This is a genomic window from Xanthomonas axonopodis pv. maculifoliigardeniae (assembly GCF_041519315.1).
GTDB classification, from domain to species: Bacteria; Pseudomonadota; Gammaproteobacteria; order Xanthomonadales; family Xanthomonadaceae; genus Xanthomonas; species Xanthomonas euvesicatoria.
Genome location: NZ_CP167998.1, coordinates 2,881,272 through 2,903,993, shown reverse-complemented (window position 1 = coordinate 2,903,993; position 22,722 = coordinate 2,881,272). Strand labels below are relative to the sequence as shown.

At 62.7% G+C, this 22,722-nt stretch carries 19 protein-coding genes and 1 tRNA gene; 19 read left to right on the top strand and 1 reads right to left on the bottom strand.

Annotation, left to right across the window (positions count from 1 at the left end; translation table 11 throughout):
* Positions 1-19: 19 nt before the first annotated feature.
* On the top strand, positions 20-1,645 hold the full coding sequence (locus tag ACDH77_RS12555) for an alpha-amylase family glycosyl hydrolase (RefSeq protein WP_031423240.1): 1,626 nt from the start codon (positions 20-22) through the stop codon (positions 1,643-1,645).
* Between the two features lie 124 nt (positions 1,646-1,769).
* Here the strand turns inward: ACDH77_RS12555 and ACDH77_RS12550 are convergent, their stop codons facing one another.
* Positions 1,770-2,891 carry a LacI family DNA-binding transcriptional regulator gene (locus ACDH77_RS12550; RefSeq protein WP_029819718.1) on the bottom strand — a complete coding sequence of 374 codons (1,122 nt, stop codon included), beginning with the start codon at positions 2,889-2,891 and terminating at the stop codon, positions 1,770-1,772.
* 322 nt (positions 2,892-3,213) lie between these two features.
* On the opposite strand from ACDH77_RS12550, the gene thrS reads away from it, so the two are divergent.
* The 18 genes from thrS (at position 3,214) to ACDH77_RS12460 (ending at position 22,709) form a co-directional block, all read left to right on the top strand.
* A complete protein-coding gene (thrS, locus tag ACDH77_RS12545; protein WP_014090481.1) occupies positions 3,214-5,118 on the top strand; it encodes a threonine--tRNA ligase in 1,905 nt (634 codons plus the stop codon).
* A 48-nt stretch (positions 5,119-5,166) separates the two neighbouring features.
* Positions 5,167-5,709, top strand: coding sequence for a translation initiation factor IF-3 (gene infC, locus ACDH77_RS12540; RefSeq protein ID WP_077708941.1), 543 nt, complete (start codon positions 5,167-5,169; stop codon positions 5,707-5,709).
* Between the two features lie 246 nt (positions 5,710-5,955).
* Positions 5,956-6,153, top strand: a complete 198-nt coding sequence (rpmI, locus tag ACDH77_RS12535) for a 50S ribosomal protein L35 (protein ID WP_002811096.1) — start codon at positions 5,956-5,958, stop codon at positions 6,151-6,153.
* Between the two features lie 10 nt (positions 6,154-6,163).
* The gene (rplT, locus tag ACDH77_RS12530) at positions 6,164-6,523 is read left to right on the top strand and encodes a 50S ribosomal protein L20 (protein ID WP_003484828.1); all 360 of its coding nucleotides are present in this window, start codon (positions 6,164-6,166) and stop codon (positions 6,521-6,523) included.
* Between the two features lie 263 nt (positions 6,524-6,786).
* Positions 6,787-7,782 carry a phenylalanine--tRNA ligase subunit alpha gene (gene pheS / locus ACDH77_RS12525; RefSeq protein ID WP_031423236.1) on the top strand — a complete coding sequence of 332 codons (996 nt, stop codon included), beginning with the start codon at positions 6,787-6,789 and terminating at the stop codon, positions 7,780-7,782.
* A 126-nt stretch (positions 7,783-7,908) separates the two neighbouring features.
* A complete protein-coding gene (gene pheT / locus ACDH77_RS12520) occupies positions 7,909-10,287 on the top strand; it encodes a phenylalanine--tRNA ligase subunit beta (RefSeq protein WP_372353479.1) in 2,379 nt (792 codons plus the stop codon).
* 21 nt (positions 10,288-10,308) lie between these two features.
* Entirely contained in the window at positions 10,309-10,608 is a 300-nt protein-coding gene (locus ACDH77_RS12515; protein WP_002811076.1) for an integration host factor subunit alpha, read from the top strand.
* Positions 10,589-10,945, top strand: a complete 357-nt coding sequence (locus tag ACDH77_RS12510; protein WP_005995911.1) for a MerR family transcriptional regulator — start codon at positions 10,589-10,591, stop codon at positions 10,943-10,945. The genes ACDH77_RS12515 and ACDH77_RS12510 overlap by 20 nt, the downstream gene beginning before the upstream one ends.
* A 61-nt stretch (positions 10,946-11,006) precedes the next feature.
* A tRNA-Pro gene (locus ACDH77_RS12505) sits at positions 11,007-11,083 on the top strand.
* 470 nt (positions 11,084-11,553) lie between these two features.
* A complete protein-coding gene (locus ACDH77_RS12500; RefSeq protein ID WP_005914015.1) occupies positions 11,554-12,252 on the top strand; it encodes a polysaccharide biosynthesis/export family protein in 699 nt (232 codons plus the stop codon).
* Entirely contained in the window at positions 12,234-13,673 is a 1,440-nt protein-coding gene (locus ACDH77_RS12495) for a GumC family protein (protein ID WP_029819711.1), read from the top strand. The genes ACDH77_RS12500 and ACDH77_RS12495 overlap by 19 nt, the downstream gene beginning before the upstream one ends.
* A gap of 243 nt (positions 13,674-13,916) precedes the next feature.
* Positions 13,917-15,371 carry an undecaprenyl-phosphate glucose phosphotransferase gene (locus tag ACDH77_RS12490; RefSeq protein WP_005920304.1) on the top strand — a complete coding sequence of 485 codons (1,455 nt, stop codon included), beginning with the start codon at positions 13,917-13,919 and terminating at the stop codon, positions 15,369-15,371.
* A 94-nt stretch (positions 15,372-15,465) separates the two neighbouring features.
* Positions 15,466-16,755 carry a hypothetical protein gene (locus ACDH77_RS12485; protein ID WP_029819710.1) on the top strand — a complete coding sequence of 430 codons (1,290 nt, stop codon included), beginning with the start codon at positions 15,466-15,468 and terminating at the stop codon, positions 16,753-16,755.
* Positions 16,752-17,846, top strand: a complete 1,095-nt coding sequence (locus ACDH77_RS12480) for an acyltransferase family protein (protein WP_372353478.1) — start codon at positions 16,752-16,754, stop codon at positions 17,844-17,846. Before ACDH77_RS12485 ends, ACDH77_RS12480 begins: the two co-directional genes overlap by 4 nt.
* Before the next feature lie 13 nt (positions 17,847-17,859).
* Positions 17,860-18,948 carry an acyltransferase family protein gene (locus ACDH77_RS12475; protein WP_031423229.1) on the top strand — a complete coding sequence of 363 codons (1,089 nt, stop codon included), beginning with the start codon at positions 17,860-17,862 and terminating at the stop codon, positions 18,946-18,948.
* A 64-nt stretch (positions 18,949-19,012) separates the two neighbouring features.
* On the top strand, positions 19,013-20,155 hold the full coding sequence (locus tag ACDH77_RS12470) for a glycosyltransferase family 4 protein (protein ID WP_031423228.1): 1,143 nt from the start codon (positions 19,013-19,015) through the stop codon (positions 20,153-20,155).
* On the top strand, positions 20,152-21,201 hold the full coding sequence (locus ACDH77_RS12465; protein WP_029819705.1) for a glycosyltransferase: 1,050 nt from the start codon (positions 20,152-20,154) through the stop codon (positions 21,199-21,201). The genes ACDH77_RS12470 and ACDH77_RS12465 overlap by 4 nt, the downstream gene beginning before the upstream one ends.
* A gap of 17 nt (positions 21,202-21,218) precedes the next feature.
* Entirely contained in the window at positions 21,219-22,709 is a 1,491-nt protein-coding gene (locus tag ACDH77_RS12460) for a lipopolysaccharide biosynthesis protein (protein WP_014090474.1), read from the top strand.
* Positions 22,710-22,722: the final 13 nt, after the last annotated feature.

Sequence of the window (22,722 nt, the reverse complement as noted above, 5' to 3'; positions counted from 1 at the left end):
GATGTACGCGGGCGCGGCAATGGCGGCGCCTGCAGCCAAGGACTACTACGGCACCCTGGAGCCGTTCGCCGCCGAGGCGGTGTACTTCGTGGTGACCGATCGCTTCGTCAACGGCGATACCGGCAATGACCATCGCGATCAGGGTGGTGCGCATCGCACCTTCGATGTGCCCACACCATGCGCCGATGGCAGCGAGGACAACATCGGCTATCTCGGTGGCGACTTCAAAGGCATCGTCGAGCATGCCGATTACATCCGCGACCTGGGCTTCGGGGCGGTGTGGATCACCCCGATCGTCGATAACCCCGACCAAGCGTTCACCGGCGGCAAGCCGATCACCTGCGGCAGCACGCTCAGCGACCATGGCAAGACCGGCTATCACGGCTATTGGGGCGTCAACTTCTACAAGCTCGACGAACATCTGCCCAGCCCGGGACTTGATTTCGCCGGCTTTACCCGCGCCATGCACGCCAACAAGCTGAAGGTCGTATTGGACATCGTGGGCAACCACGGTTCGCCGGCCTACACCATGCCGCAGGCGCAACCCGGCTTTGGCAAGCTCTACGATGCGCAGGGGCGCCTGGTCGCCGACCACCAGAATCTCGCGCCTGCGCAACTGGATCCGCAGCACAACCCATTGCATGCCTTCTACAACACCGGCGGCGGCCTGGCGGAATTGTCCGACCTCAACGAAAACAATCCGGCGGTGCTGGATTATCTGGCCGGCGCGTACCTGCAGTGGATGGAGCAGGGCGCCGATGCGTTTCGCATCGATACCATCGGCTGGATGCCGGATCGCTTCTGGCATGCCTTCGTGGCGCGCATTCGCGAAAAACGTCCGGGTTTTTTCATGTTCGGCGAAGCCTTCGATTACGACGCCAACAAGATCGCCGGGCATACCTGGACGCGCAATGCCGGCGTCAGCGTGCTGGATTTCCCGCTCAAGCAGCAGCTTGCCGCGGTATTCGGTCATGAACAGGCCGGCTTCGAAAAACTCGCCGCGCCCTTGTTCCTGCGTCAAGGGCCCTACGCGAACCCCTACGAGTTGATGAGCTTCTACGACAACCACGACATGGCGCGTCTGGATGCCAGCGATGCCGGATTTATCGATGCGCACAACTGGTTGTTCACCGCCCGCGGCATTCCGGTGATCTATTACGGCTCGGAAATCGGCTTCATGCGTGGGCGTGCCGAACATGCCGGCAATCGCAACTACTTCGGCGTCGAGCGCATTCGCACTGCACCGCAGAGCCCGATCTTCGGCCAGCTGCAACGCATCGCCCAGGTGCGTCGCAACACCCCGGCATTGCAGCGTGGCGTGCAGGTCGATGTGCGGTTACACGGCGATCAAGCCGCGTTCCTGCGCGTCTATCAGCATGCAGGTACAACCCAGACCGCATTGGTGCTGCTCAACAAGGCCGATACCGCAGCCACCATTCAAGTGACGCGCTTCCTGCAGCCTGGCGCGTGGCGCGATGCGGTCAGTGGCGAGCAGTTGCAGGTGCAGCGTGGTTTCGCAACAGCGGTGCCGGCGCACGGCGTGCGCGTGTTGCTGTCGGATGCGCCGATCACCGACCCGGCCCTGCGCAAGCAGCTCGACCTGCAAATGGCCGAGCAGGCTGCACGCGACGCACGCAACAGGTAGGCGCGCACCTGGGCGCGATCAGGCATTGCCGCTGACGCCTGTCGCGCCCGGTTGCGCTCTTGCGCCGCACGCAGCGGGTCGCGAGATCTCGCGACCCAACCGGCGCGCTATCCCGAATCCTGAATCAGCGCCTGACCACCCCATCCGCCGCCCGACCCGTCAGCGCATCGCCGGTCTCTGCGCCAGACGGCGCCCATCCCAGTGGCGGCTGCAGCCCGCTGCTGCGCGAGGAATCGCGTAGCGCCAGACGCACCGGAATCGTGCGGCTCTGCGCGGCCTCGCCACGAATCAGGGCCACCAGACTTTCCACCAGCAATGTGCCGGCCTGCTTGGTGTCCTGCTGCACGGTCGACAGCGCGGGCGCAACCGACGCCGCCAACGCAATATCGTCGAAGCCGCTGACCGCCACGTCCTGCGGCACCCGCAGGCCGCGCTCGCGCAGGGCGCGCATTGCACCGATCGCAATCAGATCGCTGGCTGCGCACACCGCATCGAACGCATTGCCGCTCTCCAGCAGTGCCAGGCATGCGGTGTAGCCGGACAACTCGGTGGTGATCGCATCGAACTGCAGTGACGGGTCGGCTACCAGGCCATGCTGCGCCAGCGCAGCGGCATGGCCGCGGTAACGCTCTTCGAATTCGGGGTAGTGGTTGGACGCGTGTCCGACGAACGCGATCCGCCGGCAGCCCTGCGCCAGCAGATGGTCGGTAATGTCCAGCCCGCCCTGGTAATTGTCGCTGCCGATCGAAATGCCGGGCTGGCCGGGCAGGGCCGCGCCCCAGCGCACGAAGTGGGTGCCTTGCTCTACCAGCAGCTGCAGCCGCTGGCGCGATTCCTGATAGTCGCCATAGCCCAGCAGGATGATGCCGTCGGCCTTGTTGCTGTCTTCGTAATCGGCCTGCCAATCCTTGGACAACTGCTGGAACGACACCAGCAGGTCGTAGCCCTGCAGCGCGCAGGCACGGGTGATCGAGCCCAGCATCGAGTGGAAGAACGGGTTGATCAGCGAGTCGTCGGCAGTGGGGTCTTCGAAGAACAGCAGTGCCAGCGTGCCGGCATTGCGCAGCCTTAGCGAGGAGGCGTTCTTGTCGACCTTGTAGTTCAGCTCGCGGGCGATGCGCAGGATGCGCTTGCGGGTTTCCTCGTTGACCATCGGGCTGCCGCGCAGTGCGCGCGACACGGTCGGCTGCGACACGCCGGCCAGGTAGGCGATATCCAGCGAGGTGGCTTTACCCTTGATGGTCATGGTCGGCAACGGCAGGACAGGTGGCCGGCATCATGCCATGCGCCCGCCAGCGCCGCGCCGCCGTACGCAGCGGACGGCTGATTGGTTTACCATTCACGCCCAAGACCCCCTGCGAGAAGGTGGCCCGCGCCCCGCGCCGGCCCAGCGTGCGACATGAGCACTACCACCGCCCACCGCTGATCCTTGCCTGCGCCAGCGCGCAGAGCGCCTGCATGGCGCTGTCTTGCCTCTCGTCCCGCATTTCCCTCCGAGCCTGACCAGCGATGGCCAGATCTCCCATGGCAGCCGACCGCTGCAGCCAGACCAGACCTCATTCTTGCCCATGATCAACATCACGCTCCCCGACGGCAGCCGCCGCGAATTCGAATCCCCCGTCTCGGTCATGCAGGTCGCCCAGTCGATCGGCGCCGGCCTGGCCAAGGCCACCATCGCCGGCCAGGTCGACGGCCAGCTGGTCGATGCCAGCGACGTCATCGACCATGACGCCAGCCTGCGCATCATCACCGCCAAGGACGCCGAAGGCGTGGAGATCATCCGACACTCCTGCGCGCATCTGGTCGGGCATGCGGTCAAGCAGCTGTACCCGGAGGTCAAGATGGTGATCGGCCCGGTCATCGCCGAAGGCTTCTATTACGACATCTACAGCGAACGCCCGTTCACGCCGGACGACATGGCCGCGATCGAGCAGCGCATGCAGGAATTGATCGCGCAGGACTACGACGTGATCAAGAAGGTCACCCCGCGCGCCGAGGTGATCGAGGTCTTCGCCCAGCGCGGCGAGGAGTACAAGCTGCGCCTGATCGAGGACATGTCCGAGGACATCACCGCGATGGGCCTGTACTACCACCAGGAATACGTGGACATGTGCCGCGGCCCGCACGTGCCCAACACGCGCTTCCTCAAGGCCTTCAAGCTGACCCGCATCTCCGGCGCCTACTGGCGCGGCGATGCCAAGAACGAGCAGCTGCAGCGCATCTACGGCACCGCCTGGGCCGACAAGAAACAGCTGGATGCCTACATCCTGCGCATGGAAGAAGCCGACAAGCGCGACCATCGCCGCATCGGCAAGGCGCAGGACCTGTTCCACCTGCAGGAAGAAGCGCCCGGCTTGGTGTTCTGGCACCCCAAGGGCTGGTCGCTGTGGCAGGTGGTCGAGCAGTACATGCGCAAGGTCTACCGCGACAGCGGCTACGGCGAAGTGCGCTGCCCGCAGATCCTGGACGTGTCGCTGTGGCAGAAATCCGGCCACTGGGACAATTACCAGGACGCGATGTTCTTCACCGAGTCGGAGAAGCGCACCTACGCGGTCAAGCCGATGAACTGCCCCGGCCACGTGCAGGTGTTCAACCAGGGCCTGCACAGCTACCGCGACCTGCCGATCCGCTACGGCGAGTTCGGCGCCTGCCACCGCAACGAGCCTTCCGGCGCGCTGCACGGCATCCTGCGCGTGCGCGGCTTCACCCAGGACGACGGGCACGTGTTCTGCCTGGAATCGCAGATCGAATCCGAAGTCACCGCCTTCCACCGGCAGGCGCTGGCGGTCTATACCGCGTTCGGCTTCGACGACATCCAGATCAAGATCGCGCTGCGTCCGGAAAAGCGCCTGGGCGACGATGCCACCTGGGACAAGGCCGAAGCTGCGCTACGCAGCGCGCTGGGCGTGTGCGGGGTGGAATGGCAGGAGCTGCCGGGCGAGGGTGCCTTCTACGGCCCCAAGATCGAGTACCACCTCAAAGACGCCATCGGCCGCACCTGGCAGCTGGGCACCATGCAGGTCGACTTCATGATGCCGGGCCGCCTCGGCGCCGAGTACGTGGACGAGAACAGCCAGAAGAAGCATCCGGTCATGCTGCACCGGGCCATCGTCGGCTCGATGGAGCGTTTCATCGGCATTTTGATCGAACACCACGCCGGCGCCTTCCCGTCCTGGCTGGCCCCGGTGCAGGTCGTTGTCGCCAACATCACCGATGCTCAGGCTGAATATGTCGACTCAGTGCGGAAAACCCTTGCAAATCAAGGCTTCCGTGTCAGCGCAGATTTGCGTAACGAGAAGATCGGTTATAAGATTCGCGAGCATACGCTGCAACGCGTGCCATATCTGCTCGTGGTCGGCGACCGCGAGAAGGAAAATGGCGCTGTCGCCGTGCGGACCCGTTCAGGCGAGGATCTTGGGACCATGACGGTCTCGGCCTTCATCGAACGTCTGCAGGCAGAGCAGGCAGCGTGAGCCAACCCCGGCCGATCTGGATGATCCGGATGCGCCGGTTCGATTCCTCTGGGAGATTGCAATATCAGTACCCCTGACAACAAACAGAACCGCAAGAACCAAGAAATCCGTGTGCCGCGCGTTCGCGTGATCGGCAGTGACGGAGAGATGGTCGGCGTGTTGTCGCGCGACGAAGCGCTCGCCAAGGCCGAAGAAGAAGGCCTGGATCTGGTCGAAATCCAGCCGCAGGCCGATCCGCCGGTCTGCAAGATCATGGATTTCGGCAAGTTCAAGTTCGAGCAGCAGAAAAAGGCCAACGAGGCCAAGAAGAAGACCAAGCAGGTCGAGATCAAGGAACTCAAGTTCCGCCCGGTCACCGACGAGGGCGACTACCAGATCAAGCTGCGCAACATGCGCCGTTTCCTGGAAGAGGGCGACAAGGTCAAGGTCAACATCCGCTTCCGTGGCCGTGAAATGAGCCATCAGGAGCTGGGCCGCGAGATGGCGGCGCGGATCGAGGCCGATCTGGGCGACGACATCGTCATCGAGTCGCGTCCGCGCCTGGAAGGGCGCCAGATGGTCATGATGATCGCGCCCAAGAAGAAGGTCTGAGGATCCGATTCGGCACTGCAACGGGCCCGACAGGTTTGTTGCAGTGCAAGCTCCACGATTTGCAACAATTCCCGGCAACGGGTAGACTGCGCGGCCCGGTTTTATCGGGGCGCCGTGCAAGCGGCATCAGGACCTGTCCGGATCGTGTTCGATCAAGGACTTACAAGCAGGCAAGGGCAAGGATGGAAAGCGTGGTCGCAAGACTGCCGCCCGTGTCAGTGACAAAACACCATCAAGGACATTGCAATGCCCAAGATCAAGACCAACCGGGCGGCGGCCAAGCGTTTCCGCAAAACCGCCTCCGGCAAGTACAAGTGCGGCCACGCAAACCGTAGCCATATCCTCACGAAGAAAGCGACCAAGCGGAAGCGCAACCTGCGGCAGACGAACCACGTCCGTGCCGAGGACGCTGGCCGTCTCGATCGTATGCTTCCCTACCTCTGAGGACTGACCCATGGCACGAGTAAAGCGTGGCGTACAGGCGCGTCGCCGCCACAAGAAAATTCTGACCCTGGCGAAGGGTTACTACAACGCTCGCCGCAAGGTCTTCCGCGTTGCCAAGCAGGCAGTCATCAAGGCACAGCAGTACGCCTACATTGGCCGTAAGCAGAAGAAGCGTAATTTCCGTTCGCTGTGGATCACCCGCATCAATGCGGCTGCCCGCATCAACGGCTTGAGCTACAGCCGTTTCATGAATGGCCTGCTCAAGGCTGGCATCACCCTGGACCGTAAGGTGCTGGCCGATATCGCCGTGCACGACGCCGCCGGTTTTGCCGCGCTGGCCGAGAAGGCAAAGGGCGCGCTGGCGGCGTAAATGCAGGTCCCTCTGCAAGAGCCCGCACATCCATGTGCGGACTTTTGAAGGGATAGCGTCTCGAAGGGGGTTGCGCATTCGTGTACAGGCTTCCGGCGAGGGCAAGCAGATATGCAGGGGGAAGGGCGCGAGTCCTTCCCCTTTTGCGTTTTTAGATGGCCGGCATTGCTGACTGGATGCCGGGCTAGACCAGATTTGAGTGGCAATGCGTTCCGGTGCATCCGGAAACACCGTTCGGTAGACGCAGTTGAGGCGCAAGTGCAATGAGTGAGATTCAATCCCTGACCGAGCGCGCGCTGGCCGATGTTGCCGCGGCGCAGACGCCGGACCAACTGGAAGCCTTGCGTGTTGCATTGCTGGGCAAGAGCGGCAGCATCACTGCCCAGCTCAAGCAGCTCGGGACGTTGCCGGCAGAGCAACGCAAGGTGGCTGGCGAGGCGATCAACCTGTCGCGCGACGCGCTGACTGCAGCGCTGGCCGAGCGCAAGCACACGCTGGAAACCGCCGCGCTGGATGCCCGTCTTGCCGGCGAACGCATCGACGTCACCTTGCCGGGGCGTCGAAGCGAACGCGGCGGTCTGCACCCGGTGACACGCACGCTGGAGCGCATCGTCGAAATCTTCGCGCGGCTCGGCTACGAGCTGTCGGACGGCCCGGAGATCGAGGACGACTGGCACAACTTCGAAGCCCTGAACTTTCCGCCGCACCATCCGGCGCGCGCGATGCACGACACGTTCTATTTCGGCGACGGACGCCTGCTGCGCACACATACTTCAGGCGTGCAGGTGCGTTACATGGACGCGCACAAACCGCCGCTGCGCATGATCGCGGCCGGCAAGGTGTACCGCTCCGATTCGGATCAGACCCACTCGCCGATGTTCCATCAGGTCGAAGGCCTGTTGGTGGACGAGCATTCCAATTTCGCCGACCTCAAGGGCACCTTGTCCGAGTTCGTGCGTGCGTTCTTCGAGCGCGATTTCGAAATGCGCTTCCGTCCCAGCTATTTCCCGTTCGTGGAGCCTGGCGCGGAAGTGGATATCGCCTGGCAGCAGCCCGACGGCAGCACGCGCTGGCTGGAAGTGCTGGGCTGCGGCATGGTGCACCCGAATGTGCTGCGCAGCGTCGGCATCGACCCTGAGCGCTACACCGGCTTCGCCTTCGGCCTGGGCGTGGAGCGCTTCGCGATGCTGCGCTATGGCGTCAACGACCTGCGCGCGTTCTTCGAGAACGATGTGCGTTTTCTTCGGCAGTTTGCTTGACGGCGGGGAGTCGGGAATTGGGAATCGGGAATCGCAAGAGCCATTGGCTCCATCGGTCCGGTTCCGAAGGCCCGGCAACCCTGCTCTTGCGATTCCCCATTCCCAATTCTCGATTCCCGGCCTCTCATGAAATTCTCTGAAAATTGGCTGCGCAGCCACGTTCCGATCCAGGCCACGCGCGATGAACTGGCCGCGACGCTGACGGCGATCGGTCTTGAAGTCGAAGAAGTCACGCCGCTGGGCGAGTCGCTTGGTCAGGTGGTGGTGGCGCGTATCGTCGAAGCGGTGCGTCATCCCGAAGCCGATCGTCTGCAGGTTTGCAGCGTCGATGCCGGGCAGGGCGAGTTGCTGCAGATCGTGTGTGGCGCGCCGAATGCGCGTGCGGGTCTGGTGGCGCCGTTGGCGCTGGTCGGTGCGAAGATCGGCGAGCTGACGATCACTGCGGCCAAGCTGCGCGGTGTGGCGTCCAACGGCATGTTGTGTTCGGCCAAGGAACTTGGTCTGGACAGCGATGCGTCGGGTCTGTTCGAGTTGCCCGACGATGCGCCGGTGGGGCAGGCGCTGGCCGAGTATCTGGGGCTGCCCGATGCCAGCATCGAGATCAAGCTCACGCCCAACCGTGCCGATTGCTTCAGCGTACGCGGCATCGCCTTCGACGTGGCCGCCGCGTGCGCCAGCGAAGTGGTGGCGTTCGACGCCGGCATGGTGGCGCCGGTGTCCACGCGCACGCTGGCAGTGGAACTGGACGCCGGTAAGGATGCGCCGCGCTATTGCGGTCGTGTGATCGAAGGAATCGACCCGTCCGCCAAGACGCCGGTGTGGCTGGCCGAGCGGCTGCGCCGCAGCGGCGTGCGTCCGGTGTCGTTGCTGGTGGACATCACCCAGTACGTGATGCTGGAGCTGGGACAGCCGATGCACGCGTTCGACCTAGACACGCTGCAAGGCCCGATCGGCGTGCGCCATTCCCGCGTTGGCGAACAGTTGGTGCTGCTGGACGGTCGCCAGGTCACGTTGGACGAGAGTTTTCTGACCATCACCGATGCCGGGCGTCCGGTTGCATTGGCCGGCTTGATGGGCGGGCTGGACACACGCGTCACCGATACCACCCGCAATGTGTTCCTGGAGTCGGCGTACTTCGCCCCTGAGGCCATCATGGGCCGTGGCCGCAAACTCGGCCTGCATACCGATGCCGGGCACCGTTTCGAGCGTGGCGTGGATCCGGCACTGCCGCCGCAGGCGATTGAAGTGGCGACGCGCCTGGTGCTGGAACTGGCCGGCGGTACGCCTGGCCCGGTGGTGCATGCGCAGCTGCCGGAGCATCTGCCGCAGCCGGCGCGCATCCGCTTGCGCCGTGCGCGCATTGCACGCGTGCTCGGTATTCAGATCGACGATGCCGACGTCGTGCGCATGCTGCGGGCGCTCGGCATGCACGTCGAGGCGGTTGCCGAAGGCTGGGAAGTGATGGCCCCGAGCCGTCGCTTCGACATCGCCATCGAAGAAGATCTCATTGAAGAGCTGGCGCGTATCCACGGGTACGACCGGGTGCCGACCACGCTGCCTGGTGGCGCCAGTCGCATCGCGATGCCGAGCGAAACCCAGCTGGACGAGCTCAGCGTGCGGCGCCAGCTGGTGGCGCGCGAGCTGCAGGAAACCATCAATTACGCCTTCGTCGATGCGGCCTTGCTGGAGCGTTGGCAGCTTACCGAAGGCCTGGTGCCGCTGGCCAACCCGCTCAGTGCGGAGTTGGCGATCATGCGTCCGCGCCTGTTGCCGGGCCTGGTCGCCACGTTGGGCCGCAATGCTGCACGCCAGGCTGGGCGGGTGCGTTTGTTCGAGCTGGGCAAGGTGTTCGCAGCTGCGGCCGATGCCGGTGCGGCACCCGGAGAGTCGCAGCACGTTGCCGCGGCGGTGTGCGGCGATGCGCTGGCGCTGCAGTGGGGCGAGCCAGCGCGCAAGGTGGATTTCCACGACTTGAAGGGCGACTTGATGGCGCTGGCTGCGGCCAGCGGCGCGCAGCTGGATTTCCAGCCGTCGACGCAGCCGTTCGGACACCCGGGCCGGTCGGCCGATATCTATCGCGACGGCGTCTGTATCGGCTGGATCGGGCAGGTACATCCGCGTCTGGCCAAGGCGCTGGACATCGACGTGGACGTGATCGCGTTCGAGTTGCAGCTGATGCCCTTGGTCCAGCGGACCCTGCCGCGCGCCGGCGAGCTGTCGCGGTTCCCCTCGGTGCGCCGCGATCTGGCCTTCCTGGTGCCCGACGAGGTGAGCTGGGCGGCAGTGTCGGCCAGCGTGCGCACTACGGTCGGGCCATTGTTGCGTGAGGTGCAATTGTTCGACCGCTATGTCGGGCAGGGGGTCGAGCCAGGTTTCAAGAGTCTGGCTATGGGCTTGATTTTGCAGGATAACTCGCGCACTCTCACCGACCGGGACGTCGATGCGGTCGTCACCGACGTGGTGGCCGTGATCGAGCGCGAGCATCGCGCCCGGATCCGGAGTTGAGGCGGTAACCAGGGGATTGGCATGGCATTGACGAAAGCGGAGATGGCCGAACGTCTGTTCGACGAGGTCGGTCTGAACAAGCGTGAGGCAAAGGAATTTGTCGACGCGTTCTTCGATGTGCTGCGTGATGCGCTGGAGCAGGGCCGTCAGGTGAAGCTGTCGGGTTTCGGCAACTTCGATCTGCGGCGAAAGAACCAACGGCCCGGTCGCAATCCCAAGACCGGCGAAGAAATTCCGATCTCGGCACGGACGGTGGTGACGTTCCGCCCCGGCCAAAAACTCAAGGAACGGGTGGAGGCTTATGCTGGATCCGGGCAGTAATCGCGAGCTACCGCCGATCCCGGCCAAACGCTATTTCACCATTGGTGAGGTCAGCGAGCTATGCGACGTCAAGCCGCATGTGCTGCGCTATTGGGAAACCGAGTTCCCCAGCCTGGAGCCGGTCAAGCGGCGCGGGAACCGGCGCTACTACCAGCGCCATGACGTGCTGATGGTGCGTCAGATCCGCGGGTTGCTGTACGAACAGGGCTATACCATCGGCGGTGCGCGCTTGCGCCTGGAGGGCGATGGCGCCAAGAGCGAGTCGGCGCTGAGCAATCAGATCATCAAGCAGGTGCGGATGGAGCTGGAAGAAGTCCTGCAACTGCTGCGCCGCTAGGAAAACGTTTCACAAAGCCGCTATAATCGCAGGCCGCCCTCGCGGCGGAGCGCAACATCTTCGGGGTATAGCGCAGCCTGGTAGCGCACTAGTCTGGGGGACTAGTGGTCGTCGGTTCGAATCCGGCTACCCCGACCAAACACCGAGCCCATGACGTCGCGTCATGGGCTTTTTTGTTGCGTCGCAACATTGCATTTTTGTGTCCGCGACGGCCTGGGCGAATACGCATATCGGCATATCGCGATGCAGCATGAACGGCGCGCTAGCGCCCGCTTTTTGCGGTCCGGTTCGCTATGGACTTGGATCACGCAATGATGCTAAGTGTCCGAAAACACTCCGAAACATTTTCTCCAGATTCAAACGTGGATCACGGTTCGTTAACGCGATATCGACGAACTTGAATCAATAGGCCAACGCTGTCAAAAAAATGGCGTGCGGTCTCTTGCGGTGCGATTTTTCTGTGCCATAGTGCAGTGCAACACGCCTTACCTGTCGTGATCCCGATGTCCCGGGATGAACCCTCTGTCGTACGTTCGTGCTGGCGTGTTTGGCCGGTTGAATGCTGCGCGAGCTCCTGTCCCACCCAACCGAGGCAGCCAGCCACACGCATGAAGAAACTGATCGGACGATTTTGCCAAGCGCTCAGCCTGGCGTTGATCTGCTCGATAACACTGGGCGCTTGCAGCACCGGTAAGGACATGGCGACCTCGTTGCCACTGCCTGACCCGCTCGCAATGTCCGCAGTGCAGCCCGAGTATCGGCTCTCGCCAGGCGACCTGCTGCTGGTCAAGGTGTTCCAGATCGACGATCTGGAACGGCAGGTCCGTATCGATCAGAACGGCCACATTTCGTTGCCGCTCATTGGCGACGTAAATGCGGCCGGCATGGGCGTCGGCGAGCTGGAAAAGATGGTGGCCGACCGGTACCGCAATGGCTACCTGCAAAATCCGCAGGTGTCGGTGTTCGTGCAGGAATCCAACGGCCGTCGCGTCACCGTGACCGGAGCGGTCGACGAGCCGGGCATTTATCCGGTGATCGGGGCCAACCTGACCTTGCAGCAAGCCATCGCGCAGGCCAAGGGCGTGAGCACGGTCGCCAGCCGCGGCAATGTCATCGTGTTCCGCATGGTCAATGGGCAAAAGATGCTCGCGCGGTTCGACCTGACCGAAATCGAGAAGGGAACCAACCCCGATCCTGAGATTTACGGCGGCGACATCGTGGTGGTGTACCGCTCGGATGCGCGCGTGTGGTTGCGCACCATGCTGGAACTGACTCCTCTTGTGATGGTGTGGCGCGCTTACCGATGAGCATGAATTCCGACAATCGTTCCTCTTCGTCGCAGCGTCACGGGCATCTCGAACTCGCCGATGTGGGGTTGCTCGACTACTGGCGCGCCCTGGTGTCGCAGCGTTGGTTGATTATCGCAATCGCACTGGGCGCATTGCTGCTGGCGCTGGCCATCACGCTGCTGATGCCGGAGAAGTACCGCGCGACCAGCACGCTGCAGATCGAACGCGATTCGCTGAACGTGGTGAACGTCGACAACCTGATGCCGGTGGAGTCGCCGCAGGATCGCGATTTCTACCAGACCCAGTATCAGCTGCTGCAGAGCCGTTCACTGGCACGTGCAGTGATCCGCGAAGCCAAGCTCGACAAGGAGCCGGCGTTCAAGGACCAGGTGGACGAGGCACTGGAGAAGGCCGCAGCCAAGAATCCCGAGGCAGGCAAATCGGTTGATTCGCGTCAGGCGATCATCGAGCGCAGCCTCACCGATACGTTGCTGGCCGGCTTGGTGGTCGAACCCATCCTCAATTCGCGCCTGGTCTACGTCAACTACGATTCGCCGGACCCCGTGCTGTCGGCCAAGATCGCCAACACGTACGCAAAGATGTTCATCATCAGTACGCAGGAACGCCGCATGAAGGCGTCCTCGTTCGCGACCAAGTTCCTTGCCGAGCGACTGGAGCAGTTGCGCAGCAAGGTCGAAGATTCGGAGAAGTCGCTGGTCGCATACTCCACCGATGAGCAGATTGTGTCGGTGGGCGACGACAAGCCCTCGTTGCCAGCGCAGAACCTGACCGATCTCAACGCCTTGCTGGCTTCTGCGCAGGATGCCCGTATCAAGGCCGAGGCTGCCTGGCGTCAGGCATCCAGTGGCGATGGCATGTCGTTGCCTCAGGTGCTCAGCAGTCCGTTGATCCAGAGCCTGCGGAGCGAGCAGGTGCGTCTCACCACCGAATACCAGCAGAAGCTGTCGACCTTCAAGCCGGACTACCCGGAAATGCAGCGTCTGAAGGCGCAAATCGAAGAGTCGCGCCGGCAGATCAATGGCGAGGTCATCAACGTGCGCCAGTCGCTGAAGGCGACCTACGATGCGTCGGTGCATCAGGAGCAGTTGCTCAATGAGCGCATCGCCGGCTTGCGGAACAACGAGCTGGATCTGCAGAGCCGCAGCATTCGTTACAACATGCTCAAGCGCGACGTCGACACCAACCGTCAGCTCTACGATGCGCTGCTTCAGCGCTACAAGGAAATCGGTGTGGCAGGCAATGTCGGCGCCAACAACGTGACCATCGTCGATACCGCAGATGTGCCTACGTCGAAGACTTCGCCGAAACTGAAATTGAACCTCGCGTTGGGCCTGATCTTTGGCGTATTCCTAGGTTTGGCCGTGGCTCTGGTGCGGTACTTCCTGCGCGTCAATGTGCAGGAAACGCGGCCGAACTGACATCGTGATGTTGCAAAACGATGGTTAATTAAAGTGACAACTGATTCAGCGTGGAAAAGGTGGGATCCCGTATGTTTCGGGCTCCTTCGTTTGAAAGTTTGTCTCTGTTGAAACAAAGGGCTGTCGAGTGATCTGGGGTCGGTAGGTTCTACCGCGGTGATCGCTTGGCGGAGATGATTGAAAGCTCGCGTGCGATTCGTATGTTCCCCCGCATGCGTCGTATCGAGTTTGGAGGACATCCCCATGCTTTTGGCAGACTTGAGTAGCGCGACTTACACGACTTCCTCGCCGCGATTGTTGTCCAAATATTCGGCTGCGGCCGATCTGGTTCTGCGCGTCTTCGACCTGACCATGGTTGTGGTGTCCGGTCTGGTCGCTTATCGCATCGTGTTTGGCTCCTGGGTGCCGGCCGCGCCGTATCGGCTGGCGATCGCCACCACGCTGCTGTACTCGGTGATCTGCTTTGCGTTGTTCCCGTTGTACCGCAGCTGGCGCGGCCGTGGACTGTTGAGCGAACTGATGGTGCTGGGCGGCGCATTCGGCGGTGTGTTCGCGCTGTTTGCCGTGCATGCGCTGATCGTGCAGGTGGGCGAGCAGGTGTCGCGCGGTTGGATCGGCTTGTGGTTCGTCGGTGGCCTGGCCTCGCTGGTGGCGGCACGCACGGTGCTGCGCGGCTTCCTCAACCATCTGCGTACCCAGGGCGTGGACGTGCAACGCGTGGTGGTGGTGGGACTGCGTCACCCGGTGATGAAAATCAACCACTACCTGAGCCGTAACTCGTGGGTCGGCATGAACCTGGTCGGTTATTTTCGCACTCCTTACGACATTGCCGTGACCGAACAGCGTCAGTCATTGCCGTGCCTGGGCGAGCCGGACGCGTTGATCGATTATCTGAAGGAAAACCAGGTCGAGCAGGTGTGGATCTCGCTGCCGCTGGGCGAACGCGACCACATCAAGCAGCTGTTGCAGCGCCTGGATCGTTACCCGATCAACGTCAAGCTGGTGCCTGACCTGTTCGATTTCGGTCTGCTCAATCAGTCTGGCGAACAGATCGGCAACGTGCCGGTGATCAATCTGCGCCAGGGCGGGGTGGACCGCGACAATTATTTCGTGGTGGCCAAGGCGTTGCAGGACAAGATCCTGGCCGTGATCGCGCTGCTTGGCCTGTGGCCGCTGATGGCCGCCATTGCCGTGGGCGTCAAGTTGAGCTCGCCCGGCCCGGTGTTCTTCCGCCAGCGCCGTCATGGCCTGGGTGGCCGCGAGTTCTACATGTTCAAGTTCCGCTCGATGCGTGTGCACGACGACCATGGCACGACGATCCAGCAGGCGACCAAGAATGACGCACGTATTACCCGTTTCGGTGCATTCCTGCGTCGTAGCAGCTTGGACGAATTGCCGCAGATCTTCAACGTGCTGGGTGGCAGCATGTCGATCGTCGGGCCGCGCCCGCACGCTGCGCAGCACAACACGCACTACGAAAAGCTGATCAACCACTACATGCAGCGTCACTACGTCAAGCCTGGCATCACCGGTTGGGCGCAGGTGAACGGCTTCCGTGGCGAAACCCCGGAACTGCGGACGATGAAGAAGCGTATCCAGTACGACCTCGATTACATCCGCCGTTGGTCGTTGTGGCTGGACATCCGCATCATCGTGCTGACCGCTGTGCGCGTGCTCGGACAGAAGACCGCGTACTGATGATGGTGGGGAGCGTGCGAGCAGGCGCGTTCGGCGCCGCGGGCGGCTGCATTGCAGCCGCTCCTTTCAAGCGGGCATCTGCATGCTGATTCGAATGAGCGAGGAAACTCGCGTGCGCTGGCATAACCTGCTGATCGAGCTCACGTTGCTGGTCGGCGTGGGCTATAACCTGGTGCTGGCGTTCATCAACGCGAACGTGTTCACCGTGCGACCGGTAATCACCTACGCGGTCGAATTCATGGTCTACGCGGCGTGCTTCCTGCTTGGCATGGGTTCGTTGAGCCGCAAACGCATTGCCCTGATCGTCAGCGGGCTCGGGTTGATCGTTACGCTGATGTTCGTGCGGTTTTTGGTGAACTGGCAGATCGACCCCAAGTTCTTCCGCGACGCGCTGGTGGTGTTCGCCTTCGTCGTGCTTGGCTCTGCCTACACGGGCTCGGTGCCCAAGCTGTTCATCCGCATGACCATCATCGTCTCACTGGTTGCCGCATTCGAGCTGGCGATGCCAGTCAAATACGGCGATCTGATTAATCCGAAGAGCTTCTTCGTCAACGCGCGCGGCATGAGCGCCGAAGGCTTTTGGAACGAAGACAGTAATCTGTTCGTCAGCGCAACACGGCCGGGCGAGCGTAACTTCCTGCCGGGTTCCAATCTGCCGCGCGCCTCTTCGATGTTCATCGAGCCGGTGACGATGGGTAATTACATCTGCTTCTTCACCGCGATCGTGCTGGTGTTCTGGCGTTGGATGCGGCCGGCGGCGCTGATCCTGTCGGTGGGGTTGATCGGTTTCATGATCGTGGCCTCAGACGGACGATTGGCGGCGGGTACCTGTGTCTTGATGGTGCTGCTGACGCCGCTATTGAAACGGTTGGATCAGCGGCTGGCCTTCCTGGTGTTCCTGCTGGTGATCATGAGCGCATGGCTGCTGGTCTGGGTCACGGGCATCACCGCATACCAGGACACCACGATGGGGCGCGTGTTCTTCACCGTTTATTCGATGAATAACCTGTCGTTCGAATCCTGGATGGGCCTGGATTTTGCGCAGGCGTATCGTTACTTCGATAGTGGCATTTCGTACTTCATCGCATCGCAATCGATCGTGGGCGTGCTGGCCTTCCTGCTGGCCTATTCGTTCCTGCTGCTGATGCCGAGCAAGGAAGGGCAGCTGTTCAAGAACCTGGCGATCTTTGCGTTCGCCTTGAGCCTGCTTGTCTCCAACGGTTACTTCTCGATCAAGACATCGGCATTGTGGTGGTTTGTCTGCGGTTGCATGTGGCACATGCTGCCGACCTGGTCTGCGTCCGGCGCGCAAACCGCCTTGATCAAGGACGATCCAACGGCAGATGGCGCGCAGTTGCCATTGCCTGCGGGAGCAGCACGATGAGCGTGTCGGCAATGCCGGCATCGCGGTCGGCTTTGCCGGCCGCCGACGCGCAGGTTGCAACAGGCGGTCGCGTCCGCGACCCGCGCATCGACGCCACCAAGGCCATTGCGATCCTGTTGGTGGTGTTCTGTCATGCCAAGGGCGTCCCACATGGCATGACCTTGTTCGCCTATAGCTTCCATGTGCCGCTGTTTTTCCTGGTATCAGGCTGGTTGGCAGCGGGTTATGCGTCGGCCACGACTGGGCTGGACAGGCGCTCAGTCGGCAGGCATGTACGCAGCTTGCTGCTGCCGTACGTCACGTTCTATCTGCTTGGCTATGCCTATTGGCTGTTGACCCGCAATATCGGCGAAAAGGCTGCGCGCTGGGGAAGCCACCCGTGGTGGGAGCCGATCGTGGCGATGTTCACCGGTATCGGCCCGGACCTGTATGTGCAGCCTCCGCTGTGGTTCTTGCCCGTCATGTTGGTGACCGTGGTGAGTTACATGGTCTTGCGCCGCCTGCTGGCCCCGATCCTGATCGCGGGGCTGGCATTGATCGTGGCGTGGTTCTGGATGAACTGGTTCCCGACACAGCACGTGCGGATTTTTTTCGGTTTGGATGTGCTACCGGTGTCGCTGTGCTTTTACGCATTGGGCGCCTTGCTGATCCACGTTTCGCCACGCCTGCCGACATCCTTGGTCGGCAGTGCCCTGGCGACGGTCGTGTTGGGATTGGCGGTGGCCTGGCTGGCTGTCGCGAATGGGCGAATCGACGTCAACATGCTCGAATTCGGACGTAACCACACGCTGTTCCTGGTTAGCGCGTTGCTTGGTTCGTTGATGGTGATCTGCGCGGCACGGCTGGTACAGAGCTGGGCGTGGCTGCAGTGGATCGGCCGCAATACCTTGCTGATTCTTTGTACGCATATGTTGGTGTTCTTCGTGCTCTCCGGTGTTGCTGCCCTGGCTGGTGGATTCGGTGGGGCGCGTCCGGGGCTGGGTTGGGCGGTCTTTGTCACGCTGTTCGCATTGGCCGCCAGCGTGCCGCTGCGTTGGATCCTGATGCGCTTCGCTCCGTGGGCGCTGGGCGCGCGCCGGGTGGCGGCATGAGCGGCGCCTTGGCATGACAAGCACATCCTCTTCACCGCACGCTGCGCGTGCGCATCACTTGGCGGACGCCAGAACGGCACGTGCGCCGACGCGTGACTGGCAGATCGACGCCGCCAAAGCGTTGGCCATCGCGCTGGTGGTGCTGGGCCATGCCAGCGGCATGCCGGCAGCGTACAAGCTATTCGCCTACAGCTTCCATGTGCCGCTGTTTTTCGTGTTGTCGGGTTGGGTTGGCGAGCGATTCGGGCATCGGGCATTGACGGGGGCATCCGTCGCGAAGCTGGCGCGCACGCTGCTGGTGCCGTATCTCGCTTTTTTCATGGTGGCCTATGCGCTGTGGTTGTTGACTGCTGCGATCGATGGGCATGCAGGTCATCCGCAGACGCGCCCGTGGTGGCACCCGCTGACGGGATTGCTGTGGGCCAACGGGTCACGCCTGTATGTGCTTCCGGCGCTGTGGTTTCTGCCAGCGCTCTTTGTCACGACGCTGGCCTACATTGCGTTGCGTGCGCGATTGAGTGCGGCCGCAGTGGCGGCGATCAGCCTGCCGATCGCGTTGGCGTGGGCGGGCTGGTTCCCTTCGCTGCAGCAGCGCTTGCCGCTCGCGCTGGATGTGCTGCCGGTGGCGCTGTTTTTCATTGCAGTCGGCGGTTGGCTATCGCGCTTTGCCGATGCGTTGCGATCATTGCGCGCGCAGGTGTGGGCGCTTGCCTTGTTGCCGTTGGCTGCACTGTGGTGGTGGCTGGCGGGATGGAACGGGCAGGTGGACGTGAACAACCTGCAGTTCGGGCAGTCGGCGGCCGTCTTCCTGCTGGCCAGTCTGCTCGGGACGGCGATGACGTTTTGCGTCGCCTATTTCATTCGGCGTCTGCGCTGGGTGCAATGGGTCGGTAGCAATACCTTGCTGATTCTGTGCACGCATACCCTGGTTTTCTTGGTGGCCACCAGCGTGGTGGCGCGTACGGGCCTGATCGCACGTAGCGCAATCGGTACACCTGCCTGGGCGTTGGGGCTGAGCGCGTTCGCGATTGCTGTAAGCGTGCCGATGCGCGCGGTGCTGGTGCCGATCGCACCGTGGATGTTGGGGTTGAAACGCAAATGACGAGTTTTCAGAATCAGCCGTCGCAGCAACTGAGTGCGCGCCGCTGGCAAAGGAGAGTGGCGTAATGAAAGTGGTGCATGTCGTCCGCCAATTCCATCCTTCGATCGGGGGCATGGAAGAGGTCGTTCTCAATGTTGCCCGCCAACATCAAGCCACGAGCGCCGATACGGTCGAGGTCGTGACGCTGGATCGTGTGTTCACCGATCCGGGTGCGCAGCTTGCGGCGCAGGACACGCACCAAGGGCTGCCGATCCGGCGGATTGGCTATCGCGGCTCGTCGCGCTACCCGCTGGCGCCCTCGGTGCTCGGTGCGATTCGTTCGGCCGACGTTGTGCATCTGCATGGCATCGATTTTTTTTACGACTATCTGGCATTGACCAAGCCGCTGCACGGCAAGCCGATGGTGGTGTCCACGCACGGCGGTTTTTTCCATACCGCCTACGCATCGCGCATGAAGCAGCTGTGGTTCCAGACGCTCACGCGCACCTCGGCGCTGGCCTATGCACGGGTGATCGCCACCAGCGAAAACGATGGCGATCTGTTCGCCAAGGTGGTGGCACCGGCGCGGCTGCGGGTGATCGAAAACGGGGTGGATGTAGAGAAATATGCAGGGCAGGGAGCGACCGCGCCCGGCCGGACCATGCTGTATTTCGGCCGGTGGTCGGTCAACAAGGGGCTGATCGAAACCCTGGAGCTGTTGCAGGCAGCGCTCAAGCGCGACCCGCACTGGCGGCTGATCATTGCCGGCCGCGAGTACGATCTGAACGAAGCGGATCTGCGCAAGGCAATTGCCGAACGCGGGCTGCAGGAGAAGGTGCAGCTGAGCATGTCGCCCTCGCAGGAGCAGTTGCGCGCATTGATGCAGCAGGCGCAGTTCTTCGTGTGCCTGTCGCGGCATGAAGGCTTTGGTATCGCGGCAGTGGAGGCAATGAGTGCGGGCTTGATTCCGATCCTCAGCGATATCCCGCCATTCGTGCGGCTCGCCAGCGAATCGGGGCAGGGCGTGATCGTCAGCCGCGACAGAATCGAAGCGGCGGCAGATCAGGTGCAGGCGCTTGCGTTGCAGTCCGACAGCGATTTCGACACCCGTCGCGCGGCGTCCATGGCCTATGTAAGCCGCTATGACTGGAAGCATGTGGTCGGGCGCTACGTCGACGAATACCACGATGCGTTGGGCATTCCGCGCGTGCAGGAGGCTGTGCGATGAGCGCGCTTGCTCCTGCGTCAATGACGCATGCGGCAACGCAGCCGCAGGTGACGGTGCTGTTTTCCACTGAAAAGCCCAATGCCAACACCAATCCGTACCTGACTCAGCTCTACGACGCGCTGCCTGCCGCAGTGCATCCGCGCTTCTTTTCGATGCGCGATGCATTGCTGTCGCGTTACGACGTGTTGCATCTTCATTGGCCCGAATACCTGCTGCGCCATCCGACCGCTGCCGGCACGTTGGCCAAGCAGGCCTGCGCTGCGTTGTTGTTGCTCAAGCTGCAGCTGACCGGCACGCCGGTGGTGCGCACCTTGCACAATCTTGCGCCTCATGAGGACCGCGGCTGGCGCGAACGTAGCCTGCTGCGCTGGATCGACCGGCTGACGCGGCGCTGGATTCGCATCAATGCGACCACGCCGCCACGTCCGCCGTTCACCGATACGATTCTGCACGGCCATTATCGCGACTGGTTCGCGACCATGGAGCAGGGCAGCACGGTGCCCGGACGGCTGCTGCACTTTGGCCTGATCCGCCCGTACAAAGGCGTGGAAACCTTGATCGAGGTCATGCGCGAGGTCGACGATGCGCGTCTCAACCTGCGTATCGTCGGCAACCCGGCCACGCCGCAGATGCGCAGCTTGGTGGAGGACGCCTGCGCGCAGGATCCGCGGATCAGCGCATTGCTGGCCTACGTGGAAGAGCCAGTGCTGGCGCGCGAAGTCAGCGCGGCCGAACTGGTGGTGTTGCCGTATCGGCAGATGCATAACTCCGGCACCTTGCTGCTGGCGTTGTCGCTGGCGCGCCCGGTGCTGGCGCCGTGGAGCGAATCCAACGCGGCCATCGCCGAGGAAGTCGGCCCCGGTTGGGTGTTCCTGTATGAAGGCGAGTTCGATGCCGCGCTGCTGACCGGCATGCTGGACAAGGTGCGTGCTGCGCCACGCGGCCCGGCACCGGATCTGTCGCAGCGCGACTGGCCGCGGATCGGGCAGTTGCATTACCGCACCTATCTGGAAGCGTTGGGCAAGGATGGAGACGCCGCGCTGTGACCGCAGAGACACCTACGATGACATCTTCCACACCGCCGCCACCGCCACAGCGCAGCCTGGGGTCGCGCGCTGCCGGCGGCGCAGCGGTGACCATGCTGGGACAGTCGGCCAAGATGGTGGTGCAGTTCGGCGGCATCATCCTGTTGGCGCGCTTGCTGACGCCCTACGACTACGGTCTGATGGCGATGGTGACCGCCATCGTCGGCGCCGCCGAGATCCTGCGCGATTTCGGTCTGTCTGCCGCGGCTGTGCAAGCCAAGCAAGTGAGCCGCGAGCAGCGCGACAACCTGTTCTGGATCAACAGCGGCATCGGCCTGCTGCTGTCGCTGGTGGTGTTCGCCTCGGCGCATCTGATTGCGAACTTCTACAAGGAGCCGGCCCTGGTGACGATTTCCCAGGCGCTGGCGGTCACCTTCCTGATCAACGGCATGACCACGCAGTACCGCGCGCATCTGAGCCGCGGGCTGCGCTTCGGGCAGGTGGCGCTGAGCGATGTGGGCTCGCAGGTGCTCGGTCTGGGCGCAGCGGTTGCTGCTGCGCTGCTGGGCTGGGGCTACTGGGCGCTGGTGGTACAGCAGGTGGTGCAGGCCGGCGTCAATTTCATCATCGCCGCCAGCTGCGCGCGCTGGTTGCCGGGTGGCTACCAGCGTTCTGCACCGATGCGCGATTTCATGAGTTTCGGCTGGAACCTGATGGCGGCGCAGTTGCTGGGGTATGCCAGTCGCAACGTGGGCCAGGTCATCATCGGTTGGCGGACCGGACCGGACGCGCTGGGCTTGTACAACCGCGCATTCCAGTTGTTGATGATGCCGTTGAACCAGATCAATGCGCCTGCCACCAGCGTGGCGCTGCCGGTGTTGTCGCAGCTGCAGGACGACCGCGAGCGCTTCAGTGCCTTTCTGTTGCGCGGGCAGACCGTGATGGTGCACCTGATCTTTGCGCTGTTTGCGTTCGCCTGCGCGCTGGCGATGCCGCTGATTGTGCTGGTGCTGGGCGAGCAGTGGCGTGAGGCGGTGCCGCTGTTCCAGGTGCTGACACTGGGCGGTATCTTCCAGACGGCCGCTTATGCAACGTATTGGGTGTTCCTTGCGCGGGGACTGATGCGCGCGCAGCTGGTGTATTCGCTGGTCAGTCGCGTCCTGCTGATTGCCTGCATCTTCGTCGGCTCGCGCTGGGGCGCAATGGGGGTGGCGATCGGCTATTCGTTCGGTCTGTTGTTGACCTGGCCGCTGTCGCTGCTGTGGATCGGCAAGATTTCAGACGCGCCGGTCGGAGCCCTGTTCACCAATGCGCTGCGCGCCATGGTCGCCTACGGCGTGGCAGGTGGCTGTGCGTATTACGCCTCCATGACGGTTGGCGGCCCGCTGTGGGAGCAACTGGCTGTCGGCGCAGTGACGATGCTTGCCGTTTGCCTGCTTGCCTTGGCGATCTGGCCTGCATTCCGTCGCGATGTGATTGCCATCATCAACATCCGCAAGCTGCTGACGCAGGCCAAGGCACGTCGATGAGTCGACATTGTCT